The 18,071-nt window shown below is 72.5% G+C and carries 19 protein-coding genes; 3 read left to right on the top strand and 16 right to left on the bottom strand.

What is annotated here, in order from left to right; translation table 11 throughout:
* Positions 1-96: 96 nt before the first annotated feature.
* From hisF to hisD, 6 genes are read right to left on the bottom strand one after another with little or no spacing between them, the layout of a single operon-like run.
* Positions 97-858 (bottom strand): imidazole glycerol phosphate synthase subunit HisF, encoded by a 762-nt coding sequence (gene hisF, locus D9V37_RS10380; RefSeq protein WP_121806090.1) that lies wholly within the window; start codon positions 856-858, stop codon positions 97-99.
* Positions 855-1,580, bottom strand: a complete 726-nt coding sequence (priA, locus tag D9V37_RS10375; RefSeq protein WP_121806089.1) for a bifunctional 1-(5-phosphoribosyl)-5-((5-phosphoribosylamino)methylideneamino)imidazole-4-carboxamide isomerase/phosphoribosylanthranilate isomerase PriA — start codon at positions 1,578-1,580, stop codon at positions 855-857. Before priA ends, hisF begins: the two co-directional genes overlap by 4 nt.
* A 49-nt stretch (positions 1,581-1,629) precedes the next feature.
* Positions 1,630-2,274, bottom strand: coding sequence for an imidazole glycerol phosphate synthase subunit HisH (gene hisH, locus D9V37_RS10370; RefSeq protein ID WP_121806518.1), 645 nt, complete (start codon positions 2,272-2,274; stop codon positions 1,630-1,632).
* Positions 2,271-2,879, bottom strand: coding sequence for an imidazoleglycerol-phosphate dehydratase HisB (gene hisB, locus D9V37_RS10365; protein WP_121806088.1), 609 nt, complete (start codon positions 2,877-2,879; stop codon positions 2,271-2,273). Before hisB ends, hisH begins: the two co-directional genes overlap by 4 nt.
* Complete coding sequence (locus tag D9V37_RS10360; protein ID WP_121806087.1) at positions 2,876-4,006, bottom strand: histidinol-phosphate transaminase; 1,131 nt, start codon at positions 4,004-4,006, stop codon at positions 2,876-2,878. Before D9V37_RS10360 ends, hisB begins: the two co-directional genes overlap by 4 nt.
* Positions 4,003-5,301, bottom strand: coding sequence for a histidinol dehydrogenase (gene hisD / locus D9V37_RS10355; RefSeq protein WP_121806086.1), 1,299 nt, complete (start codon positions 5,299-5,301; stop codon positions 4,003-4,005). Before hisD ends, D9V37_RS10360 begins: the two co-directional genes overlap by 4 nt.
* A gap of 50 nt (positions 5,302-5,351) precedes the next feature.
* On the opposite strand from hisD, the gene D9V37_RS10350 reads away from it, so the two are divergent.
* Both D9V37_RS10350 and ybaK read left to right on the top strand, forming a co-directional pair.
* Positions 5,352-6,041: an LON peptidase substrate-binding domain-containing protein gene (locus D9V37_RS10350; protein WP_121806085.1), complete on the top strand. Its 690-nt coding sequence runs from the start codon at positions 5,352-5,354 to the stop codon at positions 6,039-6,041.
* Entirely contained in the window at positions 6,041-6,526 is a 486-nt protein-coding gene (gene ybaK / locus D9V37_RS10345; RefSeq protein WP_121806084.1) for a Cys-tRNA(Pro) deacylase, read from the top strand. The genes D9V37_RS10350 and ybaK overlap by 1 nt, the downstream gene beginning before the upstream one ends.
* On the opposite strand, the gene D9V37_RS10340 is transcribed toward ybaK, so the two are convergent.
* From D9V37_RS10340 to D9V37_RS20480, 5 genes are all read right to left on the bottom strand, one after another.
* A complete protein-coding gene (locus tag D9V37_RS10340; RefSeq protein WP_121806083.1) occupies positions 6,523-8,040 on the bottom strand; it encodes a DUF3352 domain-containing protein in 1,518 nt (505 codons plus the stop codon). The genes ybaK and D9V37_RS10340 overlap by 4 nt on opposite strands.
* Positions 8,037-8,552 carry a hypothetical protein gene (locus D9V37_RS10335; protein ID WP_147455916.1) on the bottom strand — a complete coding sequence of 172 codons (516 nt, stop codon included), beginning with the start codon at positions 8,550-8,552 and terminating at the stop codon, positions 8,037-8,039. Before D9V37_RS10335 ends, D9V37_RS10340 begins: the two co-directional genes overlap by 4 nt.
* Positions 8,549-12,115 (bottom strand): DNA polymerase III subunit alpha, encoded by a 3,567-nt coding sequence (gene dnaE / locus D9V37_RS10330; protein WP_121806081.1) that lies wholly within the window; start codon positions 12,113-12,115, stop codon positions 8,549-8,551. The genes D9V37_RS10335 and dnaE overlap by 4 nt, the downstream gene beginning before the upstream one ends.
* Positions 12,116-12,293: 178 nt before the next feature.
* Positions 12,294-13,256, bottom strand: coding sequence for a DUF2332 domain-containing protein (locus tag D9V37_RS10325; RefSeq protein ID WP_121806080.1), 963 nt, complete (start codon positions 13,254-13,256; stop codon positions 12,294-12,296).
* Positions 13,249-13,413, bottom strand: coding sequence for a hypothetical protein (locus D9V37_RS20480; protein WP_198412484.1), 165 nt, complete (start codon positions 13,411-13,413; stop codon positions 13,249-13,251). The genes D9V37_RS10325 and D9V37_RS20480 overlap by 8 nt, the downstream gene beginning before the upstream one ends.
* A gap of 12 nt (positions 13,414-13,425) precedes the next feature.
* Between D9V37_RS20480 and D9V37_RS10320 the strand changes: the two genes are divergently transcribed.
* The gene (locus D9V37_RS10320) at positions 13,426-14,034 is read left to right on the top strand and encodes a hypothetical protein (protein WP_121806079.1); all 609 of its coding nucleotides are present in this window, start codon (positions 13,426-13,428) and stop codon (positions 14,032-14,034) included.
* A 10-nt stretch (positions 14,035-14,044) separates the two neighbouring features.
* Here D9V37_RS10320 and D9V37_RS10315 read toward each other — a convergent pair whose 3' ends face one another.
* From D9V37_RS10315 to D9V37_RS20475, 5 genes are all read right to left on the bottom strand, one after another.
* Positions 14,045-15,265 (bottom strand): MFS transporter, encoded by a 1,221-nt coding sequence (locus D9V37_RS10315; protein ID WP_121806078.1) that lies wholly within the window; start codon positions 15,263-15,265, stop codon positions 14,045-14,047.
* Positions 15,266-15,339: 74 nt separating this feature from the next.
* Positions 15,340-15,999, bottom strand: coding sequence for a GNAT family N-acetyltransferase (locus D9V37_RS10310; RefSeq protein ID WP_147455915.1), 660 nt, complete (start codon positions 15,997-15,999; stop codon positions 15,340-15,342).
* Entirely contained in the window at positions 15,989-16,951 is a 963-nt protein-coding gene (locus D9V37_RS10305) for an RluA family pseudouridine synthase (protein WP_121806076.1), read from the bottom strand. The genes D9V37_RS10310 and D9V37_RS10305 overlap by 11 nt, the downstream gene beginning before the upstream one ends.
* Positions 16,911-17,510, bottom strand: a complete 600-nt coding sequence (lspA, locus tag D9V37_RS10300) for a signal peptidase II (RefSeq protein ID WP_121806517.1) — start codon at positions 17,508-17,510, stop codon at positions 16,911-16,913. Before lspA ends, D9V37_RS10305 begins: the two co-directional genes overlap by 41 nt.
* Complete coding sequence (locus tag D9V37_RS20475; RefSeq protein ID WP_198412483.1) at positions 17,483-17,950, bottom strand: TraR/DksA family transcriptional regulator; 468 nt, start codon at positions 17,948-17,950, stop codon at positions 17,483-17,485. Before D9V37_RS20475 ends, lspA begins: the two co-directional genes overlap by 28 nt.
* Between the last annotated feature and the right edge of the window lie 121 nt (positions 17,951-18,071).

Here is an 18,071-nt window from a genome sequence, read left to right as displayed (position 1 = left end):
GCCGCCTCCCGCCGGGGTTTCGTACAGACGGTGTCCAGAACGTCCGGTATCAGCAACGGGCAGCGGTGCCGAACATCAGCGCCCTGGCCGACGACGTCAGCGCACCGGGTGACCCTGCGCGGCGAGGGCGTCCTTGACCTCGGGGATCGCCACGGTGCCGAAGTGGAAGACGGTGGCGGCCAGGACGGCGTCCGCGCCGGCGTCGACGGCGGGCGGGAAGTGCTCGGCGGCGCCGGCTCCGCCGCTGGCGATGACCGGCACGCTGACCGCGGCGCGGACCAGGCCGATCAGCTCGAGGTCGAAGCCGTCGGTGGTGCCGTCGGCGTCCATGGCGTTGAGCAGGATCTCCCCCGCGCCGAGCTCGGCGGCGCGGGTGACCCACTCGATCGCGTCCAGGCCGGCGCTCTTGCGGCCGCCGTGGGTGGTGACCTCGAACCCGGAGTCGGTGCCGGAGGCTCGCCGGGCGTCGAGGGAGAGCACCAGCACCTGGTTGCCGAACCGGTCGGCGATCTCGGCCACCAGCTCGGGGCGGTGGATGGCGGCGGTGTTGACGGCGACCTTGTCGGCGCCTGCGCGCAGCAGCCGGTCGACGTCCTCCACGCTGGCCACTCCCCCGCCGACGGTGAGCGGGATGAACACCTGCTCGGCGGTCGCCGAGACGATCTCCATCGTGGTGGCGCGGCCCTCGTGGGAGGCGGAGATGTCGAGGAAGGTCAGCTCGTCGGCGCCCTCGGCGTCGTAGCGACGGGCCAGCTCGACGGGGTCGCCGGCGTCGCGCAGGTTCTCGAAGTTGACGCCCTTCACCACGCGGCCGGCGTCGACGTCGAGGCACGGGATGACGCGAACGGCGAGGCTCATGCGCGCGTGGCGGCGAGGGCCTCGCCGAAGTCGAGGGTGCCCTCGTAGAGCGCGGTGCCCATGATCGCGCCCTCGACGCCGTCGGGAACCAGGGTCATCAGCGCCTCGATGTCCGCGAGCGTCGTGATGCCGCCCGAGGCGACCACCGGGGCGTCGGTGGCGGCGCAGACGTCGCGCAGCAGCTGCAGGTTGGGGCCCTGCAGCATGCCGTCCTTGTTGACGTCGGTGACGACGTAGCGGGCGCACCCCTCGGCGTCGAGGCGGGCGAGCACCTCGTAGAGGTCGCCGCCGTCGCGGGTCCAGCCGCGGGCGGCCAGGGTGCGGCCGCGGACGTCGAGTCCGATGGCGACGCGGTCGCCGTGCTCGGCGATGATCTTGGCGCACCACTCCGGCTGCTCGAGCGCCGCGGTGCCGATGTTGACCCGGCGACAGCCGGTGGCCAGCGCGGCGGCCAGCGACTCGTCGTCGCGGATGCCGCCGCTCATCTCGACGTCGAGGTCCAAGGCGGCGACGATCTCGGCCTGCAGCTCGCGGTTGGAGCCGCGGCCGAAGGCGGCGTCGAGGTCGACCAGGTGCAACCACTCGGCGCCGGCGTCCTGCCAGCGCCGGGCGGCGGCCAGCGGGTCGCCGTACACCCGCTCCGACCCGGCCACGCCCTGGGCGAGCTGGACCGCACGGCCCTCGGTGATGTCGACGGCGGGCAGCAGCTGCAGACGGCTCATCGGGGCCCCCGCACGAGTGCGAGCGAAGCGAGTGGTCGGGTGGGGTGATTCATAGTGACGACACCCAGTTCCTCAGCAGTCGGGCTCCGGCGTCGCCGGACTTCTCGGGGTGGAACTGGGTGGCGGTGAGCGGCCCGTTCTCGACCGCGGCGACGAACCGGTCACCCCCCTGTGCTGAGGGGCCGGTCTCGGTCCAGGTGACCAGCGGCGGCTTGGTGCGGTCGTTGGTCACCAACGTCCAGCCGCGGACGCCGTAGGAGTGCACGAAGTAGAACCGCTCGTCCTCGACGCCCTCGAAGAGCGTGGTGCCCGTGGGCGCCTCGACGGTGTTCCAGCCCATGTGGGGCACCACCGGCGCCTGCAGCCGCTCGACGACGCCGGGCCACTCGCCGCACCCCTCGGTGACGACGCCGTGCTCGATGCCGGTCTCGAACAGCACCTGCATGCCCACGCAGATGCCCAGCACCGGGCGACCGCCGGCCAGCCGGCGACCGATCACCTCGTGGCCCTTGACCGCCCTGATGCCGTCCATGCAGGCGCGGAACGCGCCGACGCCGGGCACGACGAGGCCGTCGGCGTCCATCGCCTCCGCGCGATCGGCGGACAGCGTCACCTCCGCGCCGGCGCGCTCCAGGGCGCGCACGGCCGAGCGGAGGTTGCCGGAGCCGTAGTCGAGGACGGTGACGCGGCTCAGAGCGCGCCCTTGGTGCTGGGGATGCCGGTCTCGCGCGGGTCGAGGGCGACGGCGTCGCGCAGCGCCCGGGCGAAGGCCTTGAACTGCGCCTCGACCAGGTGGTGCGGCTCGCGGCCGGCCAGCACCCGCACGTGCAGGGCGAGGTGACCGTGGAAGGCGAGCGTCTCGAAGACGTGCTGGGTCAGCGAGCCGAGGTAGCTGACGCCCGACCCACCGAGCTGCACGTACTGCTGCCCCTCGGGCTCGCCGGTGTGCACGCAGTAGGGCCGTCCGGAGACGTCGACGACGGCCTGCACCAGCGCCTCGTCGAGAGGCACGGTGGCGTCGCCGAAGCGGCGGATGCCGCGCTTGTCGCCCAGCGCCTCGCGCAGCGCCTGGCCCAGCGCGATGGCGGTGTCCTCCACCGTGTGGTGGGCGTCGATGTGGGTGTCGCCGTCGGTCTGCACCGTCAGGTCGAGCAGCGCGTGGCGGCCCAGCGCGGTGAGCATGTGGTCGTAGAAGCCGACGCCGGTGGAGACGTCGACGCGGCCGGAGCCGTCGAGGTCGACCTCGACGAGGACCTTGGACTCGCTGGTCGCACGCTCGACGCGAGCGGTACGGCTCATGACTGACTGCCTTCCAGAAGGGGCGTGGCCACCCCATTGTCGCGGATATCGGCCAGCGCCGTCGAAAACGCCGCCATCTCGGACGCCGTGCCCACCGAGACCCGCAGCCAGCCGTCCGGGCCGGTCTCGCGGATCAGCACCCCGCGGTTGAGCAGCCCCTGCCACACGGCGTGCCGGTCGGCGAAGCGGCCGAACAGCACGAAGTTGGCGTCGGAGTCGGCCACCGCGTAGCCGGCGCCGCGCAGCAGCTCGACGCAACGGTCGCGCTCGGCGCGCAGCTCGGCCACCTTGCCCAGCAGGGACGGCGCGTGGCGCAGCGCTGCGCTCGCGACCGCCTGGGTGACCGCCGAGAGGTGGTAGGGCAGCCGCACCACGCGGATCGCGTCGACGATCGGCTGCGAGGCCGCCAGGTAGCCCAGCCGGGCACCGGCCAGCGCGAAGGCCTTGCTCATGGTGCGGGTGACCACCAGGTTCGGGTGCTCGGCGAGCAGCTCCAGCGCGCTCGGCACGCCGTCGCGGCGGAACTCGGCGTACGCCTCGTCGATGACGACGACACCGCCCATCGCCGCGGCCATCGCGCACAGCGGGGCCACCACCTCCGGCGGCAGCGCCGTGCCGGTGGGGTTGTTGGGCGAGGGCAGCAGCACGACGCTGGGCCGGTGCTCGCCCAGCAGCGCCTCGGCGTGCTCGAGGTCGAAGCCGAAGTCCTCGCGGCGGCGTCCCGCCACCCAGCCGGTGGCGGTGTCGCGGGCGTACTCGGGGTACATCGAGTACGTCGGGGCGAACGAGACCGCCGTGCGACCGGGCCCGCCGAAGGCCTGCAGCAGCTGCAGCATCACCTCGTTGGAGCCGTTGGCCGCCCACACCTGCTGCCAGGGCACCGCCACCCCGGACTCGACGGCCAGGTACTCCGAGAGCCCCTGCCGCAGCGCGCGGAACTCGCGATCGGGGTAGCGGTTGAGGGTCGTGGCAGCGGCGAGCACCGCACCGGCGATGTCGGCGGCGCAGTCGGCGTCGGGCGGGTACGGGTTCTCGTTGACGTTGAGCTGGACGGGGACGTCCAGCTGCGGAGCGCCGTACGGCTCGATGCCCCGCAGCTCCTCTCGGAGCGGAGGCAGCCAGCTCATGGTCGGCTGAACCTCACGCTCACCGCGGCTCCATGGCCGGGCAGGTCCTCGGCCTCGGCCAGCGCGACCACACCCTCGGCCACCTCGTCCAGCGCGTCGCGGTCGTACTCCACGACGTGCATCGAGCGCAGGAACGCGCGCACCGACAGGCCCGAGGAGTGGCAGGCGCAGCCGCCGGTGGGCAGCACGTGGTTGGAGCCGGCGCTGTAGTCGCCCAGCGAGACCGGCGCGAACGGGCCGACGAAGATCGCCCCGGCGTTGCGCACCCGCGCGGCCAGCGCGGCGGCGTCGGCGGTCTGGACCTCGAGGTGCTCGGCGGCGTAGGCGTCGACGACGGCCAGCCCCTGCTCCATGTCGTCGACCAGCACGGTGCCCGACTGGCTGCCCGTCAGTGCCGTACGCACCCGCTCGACGTGGCGGGTGGCGGCCACCTGCTTGTCCAGCTCGGCCTCGACGTCGTCGGCCAGCCGCACCGAGTCGGTCACCAGCACCGAGCCGGCCATCGGGTCGTGCTCGGCCTGGCTGAGCAGGTCGGCGGCCACGAATGCGGCATCGGCGGTGTCGTCGGCCAGCACCGCGATCTCGGTGGGCCCGGCCTCGGAGTCGACGCCCACCACACCGCGCAGCAGCCGCTTGGCGGCCACGGTGTAGATCGCGCCGGGGCCGGTGACCAGGTCGACCGGACGGCACGGACCGGCGCCGTAGGCCAGCATCGCGATCGCCTGGGCGCCGCCGACGGCGTAGACCTCCTCGACGCCCAGCAGCGCGCACGCGGCCAGGATCGTGGGGTGGGGCAACCCACCGAACTCTTTCTGCGGTGAGCTGGTCAGCGCGATCGAGCCGACGCCGGCGGTCTGCGCGGGCACGACGTTCATGACGACGCTGCTCACCAGCGGTGCGATGCCGCCGGGCACGTAGAGCCCGACCCGGCCGATCGGCACCTTGCGGTGGGTGACCCGGGCACCGGTGGCGACATCGGTGACGACGTCGTGCTCGAGCTCGGCTGCGCTGGTGAGCCGCAGCCGGCGGATCGACTCCTCCAGCGCGGCGCGGACGCGCCGGTCCAGCGTCTCCAGCGCGTCGGCGATCGCCTGCGCGGGGACACGGATGTCGGCGGGACGCACGCCGTCGAACTTCTCGGAGTAGTCGAGCACCGCCTCGACGCCGCGTTCCTTGACGTCGTGGCAGATCGGCTCGACGACATGCAGCGCGGCCTCGACGTCGAACTCGGCACGCGGCACGACCGCGCTGTAGTCCGCGGGACGGCTGCCCCGGAGGTCGATCCTGCGCAACATGGCCCCTAGTTTATGGCTGGTCCCCTCGGGGGCCCCACTAGGTTTGCGTCGTGACCACCCGGCTGCCGCTGTTCCCGCTGAACAGCGTGGTCTTCCCCGGCGTCGCCACCCCGCTGCACGTGTTCGAGGAGCGCTACCGCGCGCTGGTGCGCGACCTGCTCGGCCGCTCCGACCCGGCCGACCGGATCTTCGGCATCACCGCGATCCGCGAGGGGTTCGAGGTCGCCGGCCCCGGTGACTCCGTCGAGCACGGCCGCCAGTCGCTGTGCACCACCGGCACGGTCGTACAGCTGACCGGGGTCGAGCCCTACGACGACGGCCGCTTCGACATCGAGACCGTCGGCCGGCAGCGGTTCGTGCTCCACGAGGTCGACGGCTCGGGCGACTACGCCGTGGGCGCGGTCGACCTGGTCACCGAGCCCGACACCGACGACGTCACCGGCGTCGAGGCCGAGCGCACGCTGGCCATCTTCGAGCGCTACCGCGACCGGCTCGGCCGGATGCGCGGCGGCCCGGTGCTCAGCGGGCAGCTGCCGCGCGACCCGACCTACCTCTCGTGGTCGCTCTCGGCCACCTGCCTGCTCACCCAGGCCCAGCGCCAAGAGCTCCTCGAGGCGCCCGACACCCTCACCCGGCTGGTACTGCTGCGGCACTCGCTGGTCGAGGAGATGGAGGCGATGCAGGTGGTGCCGTCGCTGCCGGCCACCGGGATCTCGCGGATGGGCTGGTCGCCCAACTGATGCAGACGCCCGCCACCCTCGCGCTCACCCGGGCCGGCGTCGACTTCACCGTCCACACCTTCGACGCCGACGACCCCGGCGGCGGCGGTTCGTACGGCGAGCAGGCGGCGGCCGCCCTGGGTCACGACCTGGGCGTCGACCCGGAGCGGGTCTTCAAGACGCTGCTGGTCGAGGTCGACGGCCGCCTCGCCGTGGGCGTCGTGCCGGTCTCGGGCCAGCTCGACCTCAAGGCACTGGCCGCCGCACTGGGCGGCAAGCGCGCCTCGATGGCCGACCCGAAGCTCGCCGAGCGCACCACCGGCTACGTGGTCGGCGGGATCTCCCCGTTCGGCCAGCGCAAGCCGCTGCCCACCGTGCTCGACTCCGCCGCGTCGGGGTTCGACACCATCCTGGTCTCCGCCGGGCGGCGAGGTGCCGACGTCGAGGTGGCGCCGGAGGATCTGGTGCGGGTGCTGGAAGCGAGGGTGTCCGCGATCGGACGCTAGTCCGTAGTCACCTTCAGCAGCAGGTGGCTGGTCTTGCCGTCGCGCCAGGCCGAGATGCCGAGGGCCTGCAGCGGGCCGAGGTTGTCCTTGGCGTCGGTGTCGCTCGAGGCCAGGGTCTTCGCCCAGTCGCTGTCGAAGTCGACGTACCCGACCAGCTGCGCCTCGTCGGCGTGCGGGACGACGGCGGTGAAGCGCTTCTGCTCGCCCAGGGTGCCCGAGGACGTCAGGTCACCGGTGTAGTCGGGGTCGAAGGAGAAGACGACCTTGCCGTCGCCCTGCTTGACCAGGTCGTCGGAGCCGCCGAGCTTGCCGACCACCGCCTTGACCTTGCTCAGGTCGGCGTCGGCGATCGAGAGACCGGCCGGGAGGTCGGCCGGGCTCGACAGGTCGGCCAGGCTGCTGGGCGCCGCGCCGCCCAACGAGAGGGCGATGCCCTTGCCCAGCACCGTCTGCAGGTCCTCGGGCAGCGAGAGGCCGAGCTGGGTCTCGAGCTGGCCGATGACCTGGCTGCCGTCGCCCAGCAGCGGCACCTGGAGGCCCTCGATGTTCTTGACCAGCTGCGAGGCGAAGTCCGAGGGCACCCCCACCGCGATCGCCGCGGCGGTGTCCTTCGGGAGCTTGGCGGCCAGGTCGCCGCCGACGGTCGAGCTCGTGGTCTGCGGGATGCCGCCGCCGACGACCTCCAGCTCCAGACCGCCGTCGGCGAACCGTAGCGCCCCGGCGGCACCCTGGAACGAGGCGAGCTGCTTCTTCAGCGTGCCCGACTGCGACCCGGCGGCCGATCCGGCACGGTCCGCGGCGTAGTCGGCGACCTTCTTGGAGACGTAGAAGTCGACGATGCCGCGGTCGCCGGCCCGCCCGGTCCAGTCCTGGTAGGCGGAGTCGTCGGCCAGCGGGGTGGACTCGGCGTCCTTCTTGGCCTGGTCGGCGTGGGCCTGGGAGTCCGAGAGCAGCGCGAAGCCGTCGGTGAAGGCCCAGGCGGCCTTCTCCTTGCTCGTCGAGCAGTCGCCGAGCTTGGCGAAGGCGGCGGCGGCCTTCTTCTGGTCGGTCACGGCCAGCGCGACGACCGGCACCACCTGCTTGCCGTACGGGACGGCCGCCACGGCCGCGCTGTCGCCGATCCACGGCTTCACGTCGGCGTCGTAGGTCAGGTTCTTGCAGTCGCTGTCCTTGACCGCCTCGTCGAAGAGGGCCTTGCGCAGGTCGCTGGTGGAGCTGATGCCCAGCTGCTTGCGCAGCGCCGGGAACTTGCGCAGCGTCCGCAGCGCCGCGACCTTCTGCGAGGCGCCCGGGTCGAGGTTGATGCTGGCCACCGCCAGCGCCGAGGCGGGCAGCGCCTTCTCGGCCTCGTCGCCCCCGCTGAGGAAGTGCACCGCGGCGAACGCGCCGCCGCCGACCACGATGAGCGTGGCCGCGGTGATGCCCGCGATCACCCCGGTACGACGCCCGCCGCCGGGCTGCCCGCCAGGCTGGTCGGAGGACTCGGGAACGGGGTAGGTGACGCTCTCGCTCATGGCGACAGTGTGACGGACGCCGCGGGGTCCGTGGGGGTTTTGTCGCTCGTTCCCCACAGCAGGCCCACAGCGGCGATCAGGTAGCCGATCGGCCACATCAGCACCACGGCCGGGGTGATGACGCCCAGCGTGTCGGTGACGTGGGCGCCCACCTTCGCCGCGCGGACGGCGCTGCGGACGTCGACGTGACCCAGCGTGCGGCCCAGCCACAACGCGACGAAGCCGGCGCCGACGGCGGCCACGACCCCCAGCAGCAGCGTCAGCAGCGGCTCCTCGCGACGGGTCCGGGTCAGCCCGAGGCCGGCGAGCAGCCCGGCCACCGCGCCGAGCACCATGAAGGTGCCGTCGGCGTGCACCCGGCGCGCCAGCTGGGCCTGGTCCATCACCGCGCCCTGCGAGGTGCGGACGTAGTAGGGAGGGTCGGCGACCCGCCACCACACCAGCCCGGCGACGACGCCGAGCACCAGCAGGGTGCCGACGACCCACGCCAGGTCGCGCAGCACTGATCTCACGACAGGCATCCGGGCCCCAGCAGCTGCTTGAGGTCGGCCGAGAGCGCCGAGGAGGGGGTGACGCGCAGCCGGTCGTCGAGCCGCATCACCTTCGTGCCCTCGCGCGCCAGCAGCCGCAGCCGTACTTCGGTGGTGCCCGGGTGGGTCTGCAGCACCTCCTTGAGCTGGTCGACCACCGGCGGCGTGCAGCGCGTGGCCGGCAGGCTGACGGTGACCGGGCCGGCCGCGCCGGCGTCCAGCGTCGGCTGGCTGACCTCCCGCGCGCGGAGCTCGGGCTGCTCCTTCTCCTTGTCCAGGCTGCCCTTGACGACCACGACGGTGTCCTCGACCAGCATGGTGGAGACCAGCAGGTAGTCCTTGGGGAAGAACAGCACGTCGATGGCGCCCTCGAGGTCCTCGACGGTCACGATGGCCCAGGGGTCGCCGCGCTTGGTCATCTTGCGCTGGATGGCGGTGATCAGGCCGGCGACGGTGACGAAGTCGCCGCTCTTGCGGGCCTCGTCGGTGAGCAGGGAGCCGATCGTGGCGTCGGCGGCCTGGGCCAGCACGTGCTCGAGCCCGGTGAGCGGGTGGTCGGAGACGTAGAGGCCGAGCATCTCCCGCTCGTGGCCGAGGAGGGTCATCTTGTCCCACTCGTCGACGTCGGGAATCGCCACGGCGAGGTCGAAGACCGGCTCGGCGCCGGACATCAGGTCGTCGAAGAGCGAGTCCTGGCCCACCCCGGCGTCGCGCTTGAGCGTGGCGTAGCGGTCGACGGCCTCCTCGAAGACGATCATCAGCGCCCGACGGTGGTGCTTCATGTCGTCGAAGGCGCCCGCCTTGACCAGCGACTCCACCAGCCGCTTGTTGCAGACCTGGGCGTCGACCTTGTCCATGAAGTCGTTGAAGTCCTCGAAGCGACCCTTGGCCTCGCGGGCCTCGACGATCTTGTCCACCACGTTGTGGCCGACGTTGCGGATCGCTGTGAGCCCGAAGCGGACGTCGTTGCCGACCGGGGTGAAGTTCTGGGCCGAGGAGTTGACGTCGGGCGGCAGCACCTGGATCCGCATCCGGCGGCACTCGTTGAGGTAGATCGCCGACTTGTCCTTGTCGCCCTTCACGCTGGTCAGCAGCGCGGCCATGTACTCGGCCGGGTAGTTGGCCTTGAGGTAGGCGGTCCAGTAGGACACGACGCCGTAGGCGGCGGAGTGGGCCTTGTTGAAGGCGTAGTCGGAGAAGGGCAGCAGGATCTCCCACAAGGTGGTGATCGCCGCCTGGCCGTAGCCGCGCTCGAGCATGCCCTGCTGGAAGCCGGCGTACTGCTTGTCCAGCTCCTCCTTCTTCTTCTTGCCCATGGCGCGACGCAGGTTGTCGGCCTGACCGAGCGAGAACCCGGCCAGCACCTGCGCGATCGCCATGACCTGCTCCTGGTAGACGATCAGGCCGTAGGTCTCCCCCAGCACCGGCTCGAGCGCCTCGGCCAGCTCGGGGTGGATCGGCTCGATCGGCTCGCGGCCGTTCTTGCGGCGGGCGTACTTGTTGTGGGAGTCGGCCCCCATCGGGCCGGGGCGGTACAGCGCGCCGACCGCGGAGATGTCCTCGAACTTGTCCGGACGCATGCTGCGCAGCAGCGCGCGCATCGGGCCGCCGTCGAGCTGGAAGACGCCCAGGGTGTCGCCGCGGGAGAGCAGCTCGTAGGTGGCGGGGTCGTCGAAGGGCAGGTCCTCCAAGACGACGTCCTCGCCCCGGTTGGCCTTGATGTTCTCCAGCGCGTCGTCGAGGACGGTCAGGTTGCGCAGGCCCAGGAAGTCCATCTTGACCAGCCCGAGCGACTCGCACATCGGGTAGTCGAACTGGGTGATGATCGCGCCGTCCTGCTCGCGCTTCATGATCGGGACGATGTCGACCAGCGGCTCGCTGGACATGATGACGCCGGCCGCGTGCACGCCCCACTGCCGGATCTGACCCTCCAGGCCGACGGCGACGTCGTAGACCTGGCGCACCTCGGGGTCCTGCTCGTGCAGGGCGCGGAACTCCCCGGCGTCGTTGTAGCGCTTGTGGTCGCGGTTGAACATCTCCTTGAGCGGGACGCCCTTGCCCATCACGTCGGCGGGCATCGCCTTCGTGATCCGCTCGCCCATCGCGAAGCCCTTGTCGAGCACCCGCGCGGCGTCCTTGACCGCGGCCTTGGCCTTGAGCCGGCCGAAGGTGGCGATCATCGCCACCCGGTCGGAGCCGTACTTGTCGCTGACGTAGCGGATGACCTCGCCGCGCCGGCGCTCGTCGAAGTCGATGTCGAAGTCGGGCATCGAGGGACGCTCGGGGTTGAGGAACCGCTCGAAGATCAGGCCGTGCTCCAGGGGGCACAGGTCGGTGATCCGCAGCGCGTAGGCCGCGATGGAGCCGGCGCCGGACCCACGGCCAGGCCCGACCCGGATGCCGTTGTCCTTGGACCAGCCGATGAAGTCGGCGACCACCAGGTAGTAGCCGCAGTACCCCTTCGCGGCGACGACCCCGAGCTCCATCTCGACGCGGTCGCGCACGGCCTGGGTCAGCTTCTCGCCCGGGTAGCGGTCCTCGATGCCGCGCCAGACCTCCTTGCGGAACCAGGACTCCTCGGTCTCCCCCGCCGGGACGTCGGCGCGGGCCATGTAGCCGCCGGTGGACTCGGTGAACTCCACCGAGCACCGCTCCGCGATGGCCAGGGTGTTGTCGCACGCCTCGGGCATGCCGTTCTTGTCGGCCCACAGCTCGCGCATCTCGGCCGCGGACTTGATGTAGTAGCCGCCGCCGTCGAACTTGAGCCGGTTGGTGTCGGAGAGCCGCTTGCCCGAGGCGATGCAGATCAGCGCGTCCTGGGCGTCGGCGTCCTCGGGGTTGTTGTAGTGGCTGTCGTTGGTGGCCAGCGGCGGGATGCCGAGCTCCTTGCCCAGCCGCAGGAGGTCCGCGCGCACCTCCTTCTCGATGGTCAGGTCGTGGTCCATCAGCTCGAGGAAGAAGGAGTCCTTGCCGAAGATCTCCTGGAACTCCGCCGCCGAGCGCTTCGCCTCCTCGTACTGGCCCAGCCGCAGCCGCGTCTGCACCTCCCCCGAGGGGCAGCCGGTGGTGGCGATGAGGCCCTTGGCGTAGGAGTGGAGAAGCTCTCGGTCGGCGCGCGGCTTGTAGTAGAAGCCCTCGAGGCTGGAGCGCGAGGACAGCCGGAACAGGTTGTGCATGCCCTCGGTGGTCTCGGCCCACATGGTCATGTGGGTGTACGCGCCGCCGCCGGCGACGTCCTTGCCGCCCTCCTCCGAGGCGTCGCCGCGACCCCACCGGACTCGCTTGCGGTGGTCGCGGGGCACCTGCGGGGTGAGGTAGGCCTCCATCCCGATGATGGGGCGCACGTCGTACTTCTTCGCCTTGGACCAGAAGTCGTAGGCCCCGTGCAGGTTGCCGTGGTCGGTCATGGCGATCGAGGTCATGCCCAGGTCGCGCACCCGGGCGAAGAGCCCGTCGAGCAGCGAGGCGCCGTCGAGCATCGAGTACTCGGTGTGCACGTGGAGGTGCGCGAAGTCAGCCCTGGGTTCTCGCCGGTCAGCCGCCATGTCCTGTGGGTGTCACCTTCCCGCGCGTGCAACGAACCACCGGCGCGCAACGGCGCTCGCCGGCCTGTGAGGGTCTGCCTGTGGGGGAAGACCGTCAGCCTAGGTGAGTCTGACACCCGGCTCCGACAGGTTCCGAGGTGTGTTCCGCGCAGCGGGCCCGAGCAGCTCCGGAGCGGGCTCAGAGCCAGGCCAGGTCGGCGCCGTGGCCGTGGGTCCAGGCCACCGGCTCGCCGTCCACGGCCAGCAGGAACCGGGTCGCGCGCACCGGCTCGGGCACCGCGACGCCCGGCACGACGCCCGGCGCCTCGTTGCTCACCCAGTGGCAGCGGCCCGTCGCGACCAGCGCGCGCATCGTCTGCTCGAAGGCCTCGCGGCCGGCGGGGTCGAGGTAGGCCGCCACAGCGCTGTGGAAGACGACCACCGTGCCGTGCTCCTCGGCCTGCCCGAGCAGGGCGGGCAGGTCGGTGAGCGCGTCGCCGCGCACGAGGCGGGGCGGGTCGGCGCGTGCGATCTCGATGGCGGCGCGGAGCCGCTCGCGGCGCTCGTCGGCCTCGGGCCAGACCAGCGTCTCCAGCCAGCCCGCGGCGTCGGCGTCGGTGACGTCGAGCGGGTGGAGGTCCAGACCGCCGCGCCAGGCCACGTCGGGATGGCTGGCCGGGTACGGCACCGGGCCGGTGGCCGCCGCGACCAGCGTCGGCCCGCCGCTGCCGCTCAGCCTCGCGGAGCCCCAGTCGTAGTCGTAGCGGTCCGGGTAGAGGCACAGCCCGCCGCTGGCGCCCACCTCGAGCAGCGCCAACGGGCCCTCCCAGCGCGCGAAGACCGGCACGAGCGTCGCCAGCCGGCCGACCTCGTTGGTCTGGGTGGCGCGCTGCTCGATGGTGCGCCGGATCGTGCCGTCGTCGCCCAGCAGCGCCTCGCGCAGCCCGGCGTAGGGCCCGGGGGCGGCGACGCCGTGGAAGCGGGCCGCGGCGAACACCAGGTTGGGCTGCTGCTTGGGAGCGGGCAGCGCGGCGATCCAGGCCAGCACCTCGGCGTCGTGGGCCACCGCCTCGGCCCAGGCGACGAAGCACGGCGACTCCTCGCGAGCCTCCTCGGCGAAGCGGAGGTACCGGTCGGCGAGGTCCTCGCGGGGGTCATCCATCCGCGGGCTGCTCGCTCTCGCGCAGCCGCTGCTGCAGCCGGTCGCGGACCTCCTCAGGCGTCAGCTGCGTCCGCTGGCGCTGGTTCCGGGCGATGATGACCCCCGTCGCCGTGACGCCGGCGACCCCGGCCAGACCCAGCCACTTCCACAGCTTCACGAGGGACAGCGTATGGAATCTCGTCTCGGCCTCGACGAGGCCGTCGAGCTCACCCGCACCGGCGACGTATGGCTCTTCCGGGGCCACTCCGGCGCCGACCACGCGATCCGGCTGCTGACCAACTCCCCGGTCAACCACGTCGGCATGGCCGTCGTGCTCGACGACATGCCGCCGCTGATGTGGCACGCGGAGCTCGGCAAGGGCCTGCGCGACGTGTGGCGCAACGGCCACCACCGCGGCGTCCAGCTCCACGACCTGGGCGAGGCGGTGGTCCAGTGGTGCGGCCGCTACGAGCAGCAGGCCTGGCTGCGCCAGCTCGAGCCCGAGGCCGACCGGGCCCAGGAGGACGCCGTCCTGCGCACCATCGCCCGCATGGACGGCACGCCGTTCCCGGCCACCGCCGCCCTCATCGGACGCTGGGCGCGTGGCCGCGTCCGGCGACCGGCCGACGTCGCGACGACGTACTGCGCCGAGGTGGTCGCCACGACGTACGCCGACATGGGCCTGCTCGGCCGCGAGCGACCCAGCAACTACTACGACCCGGGCCGGTTCTGGTCCGGCGACGAGCTCGAGCTGCTGCGCGGGGCCCGGCTGGGCGAGGAGATCGCGGTCGAGGTCTGAGTCTCGGCCGTCATACGTCGTGGTCGCGCGGACGACCACGACGTATGACGTCTGGGCTCACCAGCAGCGCGGCCACCAGCCCGAGCGCGATGAGGACGCCGTCGGCCAGGGCCAGGAGCGGCCAGCCGCCGCCCGACCAGGCGGTGCCGAGGACAGTGCCGAAGATGCTGGAGCCGGCGTAGTAGGCGCACACGTAGAGGGCGCTGCCCTGGGTGCCGAAGGGGGCGGCCACCACCGGTGCCCAGCCCGACGCGGTGCCGTGGGCGCCGAAGAAACCTCCGGTGAAGACGACCACGCCGGCGACGACCCACGGCGTGCTGTCGGGCAGCGTCAGCGCCAGGCCGGCCGCCATGACCACGACGGCGAGCAGCAGCACCGGAGGCCGGCCGACGGTGTCGGCCAGGCGACCGGCCAGCGCGGAGGCCGCGCCACCGACCAGGTAGGCCAGGAACACCAGCCCCACCAGCGCGAGCGGCAGTGAGAACGGCGGCGCCACCAGCCGGTAGCCGAGGTAGTTGTAGACCGCGACGAAGGCACCCATCAGCAGCAGCGGGACGCCGAGCAGCGCGAGCATCCCCGGCCGCCGCAGCAGCTCGCCGAAGGCGTGCCGGCCCGGCTCGGGTACCGAGGTGACGCCGACCGGCTCGGGCAGCCGCCACCAGAACAACGCCGTGACGACCAGCGCGGCGCCGGCGACCGCCACGATCCCCCACCGCCACGACGCGGCGTCACCGACGAACGACGCGACCAGCCGGCCCCCGACCCCGCCGAGGGAGTTGCCGGCGACGTAGAGGCCCATGGCCGAGGCGAGGCCGCGCGGGTGCACCTCCGCGCCGACGTGTCCCATGGCCACCGCGACGACGCCGGCCAGCACGACCCCGGTCACCGCCCGGAGCCCGATGAGCACTCCGAAGCGCGGGCTCAGCCCGGCCAGCGCCGTGAGCACCGAGGCCAGCACCAGCCCGGAGCGCATCACCCGCACCCGTCCCAGCCGCAGCGCGACCGCGGCGGCCGGCACCACGGCGACCGCCAGCGCTCCGGTCGTGGCCGACACGGCGAGGCTCGCGGTGCCGGCGCCGACGTCGAAGCTGTCGCCGATCTCGGGCAGTACCGGCTGCGTGGCGTAGAGCAGCCCGAACGCAGCGAGCCCGGCCAGCAGCATGGCCTGGTTCAGACGCCGGTAGCCGGGAGTGCCGGGTGCGTGGAGCCGTTCCGCGTCGAGGGCCGTCATCGCCTCCAACGTCTCACCGCCGGGCCCGGGCTGGCACGCGAGTGTGCCCGATCAGACAGCTCGTCCCCGCCGGCTCAGCGGGTGCGGGTCGACGCCCCGCCGGGCAGGTTCGCCAGCCGGCTCAGCAGCGCCTGGCGCCGCTCGTGCAGCTCGCGCAGGGTGCGGTCGACGACCGCGAGCTCACCGGTCAGGTAGCCCAGCGGGTCGAGCCCGAGCCAGGCCATCCGCAGGTCGGGGGCCTGCTCCTCGTTGCCGCTGCCGTCGGTGTGGTCGAGCTCCACCAGGCCGCTGGCGGCGTAGAAGTCACGGGCCGGCCGGTTGGTCTCGAACACCCACAGCGCGAACCCCTGCGGTCGGCGCGCCTTGACCAGGTCGAGCAGCATGGTGCCGACGCCGCCACGCTGGTGGGCGGGATCGACGTACAGCGCGTTGAGCCAGCCGTCCTCGAGCTCGGCGTAGCCGAGCAGGTCGTCGTCGCCGCCCTCGTCGGGGATCTCGGCCACCCACAGCTCGGTGCGCGGCAGGTTGCCCATCAGCCACTGCACCGTCTCGCTCTCGCTGTGCAGCGTCGGGGGCATCGCCTGCGGTTGCGAGGCCGCGGCGGACTCTCGCGCGGCCAGGTGGAGGCGGGCCAGCGTGGGCACGTCCTCGGCCGTGCCCGGACGGACCCGGCGCTGCTCGCCAGGATCGGGCCCAGGATCGGGCCCAGGATCGGATGCGGGCTCAGTCGGCACCTCGGATGACCTCCAACGCCCCCGCCAGGTCGTCAGGATAGGTCGATCCGTAGCTGACGTGCTCCCCGCTTTCGGGGTGGACGAAGCCGAGCCGCACCGCGTGCAGCCACTGCCGCTCCAGCCCGAGCCGTTGCGCGAGTGTCGGGTCGGCGCCGTAGGTGAGGTCTCCCACGCAGGGGTGCTTGAGCGCCGACATGTGCACCCGGATCTGGTGGGTGCGGCCGGTCTCCAGGTGCACCTCGAGCAGGCTGGCGAACCGGTGCGCCTCGAGCGTCTCGTAGTGGGTGATGCTGGGCTTGCCGTCCTCGCGCACCGCGAAGCGCCAATCGGCGCCGGGGTGACGCCCGATTGGGGCGTCGACCGTGCCGCGCAGCGGGTCGGGGTGCCCCTGGACCAGCGCGTGGTAGGTCTTCTCGATCTCCCGGTCGCGGAAGGCCTGCTTGAGCACCGAGTAGGCGTGCTCGGACTTGGCGATCACCATGACGCCCGAGGTGCCGACGTCGAGCCGCTGGACGATGCCCTGCCGCTCGGGCGCGCCGCTGGTGGCGATCCGCACGCCCGCGGCGCGCAGGTGACCGACGACGGTGGGTCCGGTCCAGCCCATCGAGGGGTGCACGGCGACCCCGACCGGCTTGTCGATCACCACCACCGCGTCGTCCTCGTGCAAAACGCCGATGCCCTCGACCTCCTCGGCCACCACCTCGAGCGGGTCGGCCACCGAGGGGACGTCGACCTCCAGCACCGATCCTGCGGGCAGCCGGTCGGACTTGGCGACGACCTCGCCGTCGAGCTCCACCAGCCCGGCGGCGGCCAGCTCGGCGGCACGGCTGCGGGAAAGGCCGAACATCCGCGCGATGCCGGTGTCGACGCGCTCGCCGGCGAGTCCCTCGGGCACGTAGAGCGTGCGCCGCTCACTGCTCACGCGCGCGCTCCCCCGACTCCGTCGCCGCATCGGAGCGCCGCCCGTCGAGCCGGACGCCTCGCAGCGCCTGGACGACGATGACGACGGCCGCGACGTTGATGCACACGTCGGCCACGTTGAAGACCGGCCAGTGCGGCAGCATCAAGAAGTCGACGACGTGGCCGCGGAAGGGCCCCGGCTCCCGGAACAGCCGGTCGGCCAGGTTGCCCACGATGCCGGCCAGCAAGAACCCGAACCCGACCGCCCAGAAGGTCGAGCGCAGCCGCAGCGTCAGCCACAGCACGACGACCGCAGCGACGATCGCCACCACGGTGATGACCGGGGTCAGCCCGGTGCCGGTGCTGAACGCGGCGCCGGGGTTGCGGGTGTAGGTCAGCTGCAGCAGCTCGCCCACCAGCGGCTTGGCCGGCCGGCCGGCCAGGTGCTCGACGGCGAGGTACTTGGTGACCTGGTCGACCACGAACGCCACGACGGCGATGCCCAGCACCAGCCCGACGTGCCGCCCGGACGTGCGCGGCCGACCCCCGGTCACGTCGTGGGCCCGCTCGGCCGGGTGGTCGCTCAGCGACGCTCCTCGCGCTGCTTGCATGCCATACACAATGTCGCACGGGGGAAGGCCAGCAGGCGCATCTTGCCGATCGGCTCCCCGCAGCCCTCGCAGACGCCGTAGCTGCCATCCTCGATGCGCTCCAGGGCGTGGCGGCTCTGCAGGAGCATGTCGCGAGCGTTGTTGGCGATCGTCATCTCGTGGTCGCGCTCGAAGGTGCTCGAGCCGACGTCGGCCTGGTCGTTGCCCGCGCCGTCGCCGGAGTCGATCATCAGCCGGTGGAGGTCCTCGTCGGCCTCCTCCAGCTCGGGGACCAGCCGCTTGATGTCGGCGTGCAGGTGCTGGCGGACCTCGTCGAGCTCGGACTTGGTCCACGGCTTCTCGGTGGGCAGCACGACCAGGGAGCCGGGTCCCTTGCCGCGCGGCTTCGGAGCCGGCGCGGCCTGCTTCGTCGCGGTCGTGGCGGGCGCGGGCTTCTTCACGGCAGCCTTCTTCGTCGGGGCCGCCGTCGTGGCGGGAGTGGTCGTGGGGGGAGCGGTCTTCGTCGCGGCGGTCTTCTTGGCCGGTGCCGTCTTCTTCGCCGGTGCCGTCTTCTTCGCCGGT

This window comes from Nocardioides mangrovicus, assembly GCF_003674065.1.
GTDB classification, from domain to species: Bacteria; Actinomycetota; Actinomycetes; order Propionibacteriales; family Nocardioidaceae; genus Marmoricola; species Marmoricola mangrovicus.
The sequence above is the reverse complement of the archived record's forward strand: the minus strand, read 5'-3'. Positions and strand labels throughout refer to the sequence as shown.

What these genes read in the sequence shown, in the direction of transcription:
- D9V37_RS10320 (WP_121806079.1), top strand. Translation starts at nt 13,426, where the DNA reads ATGGAATCTCGTCTCGGCCTCGACGAGGCCGTCGAGCTCACCCGCACC.
- lspA (WP_121806517.1), bottom strand. Translation starts at nt 17,510, where the DNA reads ATGCAAGCAGCGCGAGGAGCGTCGCTGAGCGACCACCCGGCCGAGCGG.
- priA (WP_121806089.1), bottom strand. Translation starts at nt 1,580, where the DNA reads ATGAGCCGTCTGCAGCTGCTGCCCGCCGTCGACATCACCGAGGGCCGT.
- D9V37_RS10340 (WP_121806083.1), bottom strand. Translation starts at nt 8,040, where the DNA reads ATGAGCGAGAGCGTCACCTACCCCGTTCCCGAGTCCTCCGACCAGCCT.
- D9V37_RS10315 (WP_121806078.1), bottom strand. Translation starts at nt 15,265, where the DNA reads ATGACGGCCCTCGACGCGGAACGGCTCCACGCACCCGGCACTCCCGGC.
- dnaE (WP_121806081.1), bottom strand. Translation starts at nt 12,115, where the DNA reads ATGGCGGCTGACCGGCGAGAACCCAGGGCTGACTTCGCGCACCTCCAC.
- D9V37_RS10305 (WP_121806076.1), bottom strand. Translation starts at nt 16,951, where the DNA reads ATGCGGCGACGGAGTCGGGGGAGCGCGCGCGTGAGCAGTGAGCGGCGC.
- D9V37_RS10360 (WP_121806087.1), bottom strand. Translation starts at nt 4,006, where the DNA reads ATGAGCTGGCTGCCTCCGCTCCGAGAGGAGCTGCGGGGCATCGAGCCG.
- ybaK (WP_121806084.1), top strand. Translation starts at nt 6,041, where the DNA reads ATGCAGACGCCCGCCACCCTCGCGCTCACCCGGGCCGGCGTCGACTTC.
- hisD (WP_121806086.1), bottom strand. Translation starts at nt 5,301, where the DNA reads ATGTTGCGCAGGATCGACCTCCGGGGCAGCCGTCCCGCGGACTACAGC.
- hisB (WP_121806088.1), bottom strand. Translation starts at nt 2,879, where the DNA reads ATGAGCCGTACCGCTCGCGTCGAGCGTGCGACCAGCGAGTCCAAGGTC.
- D9V37_RS10325 (WP_121806080.1), bottom strand. Translation starts at nt 13,256, where the DNA reads ATGGATGACCCCCGCGAGGACCTCGCCGACCGGTACCTCCGCTTCGCC.
- hisF (WP_121806090.1), bottom strand. Translation starts at nt 858, where the DNA reads ATGAGCCTCGCCGTTCGCGTCATCCCGTGCCTCGACGTCGACGCCGGC.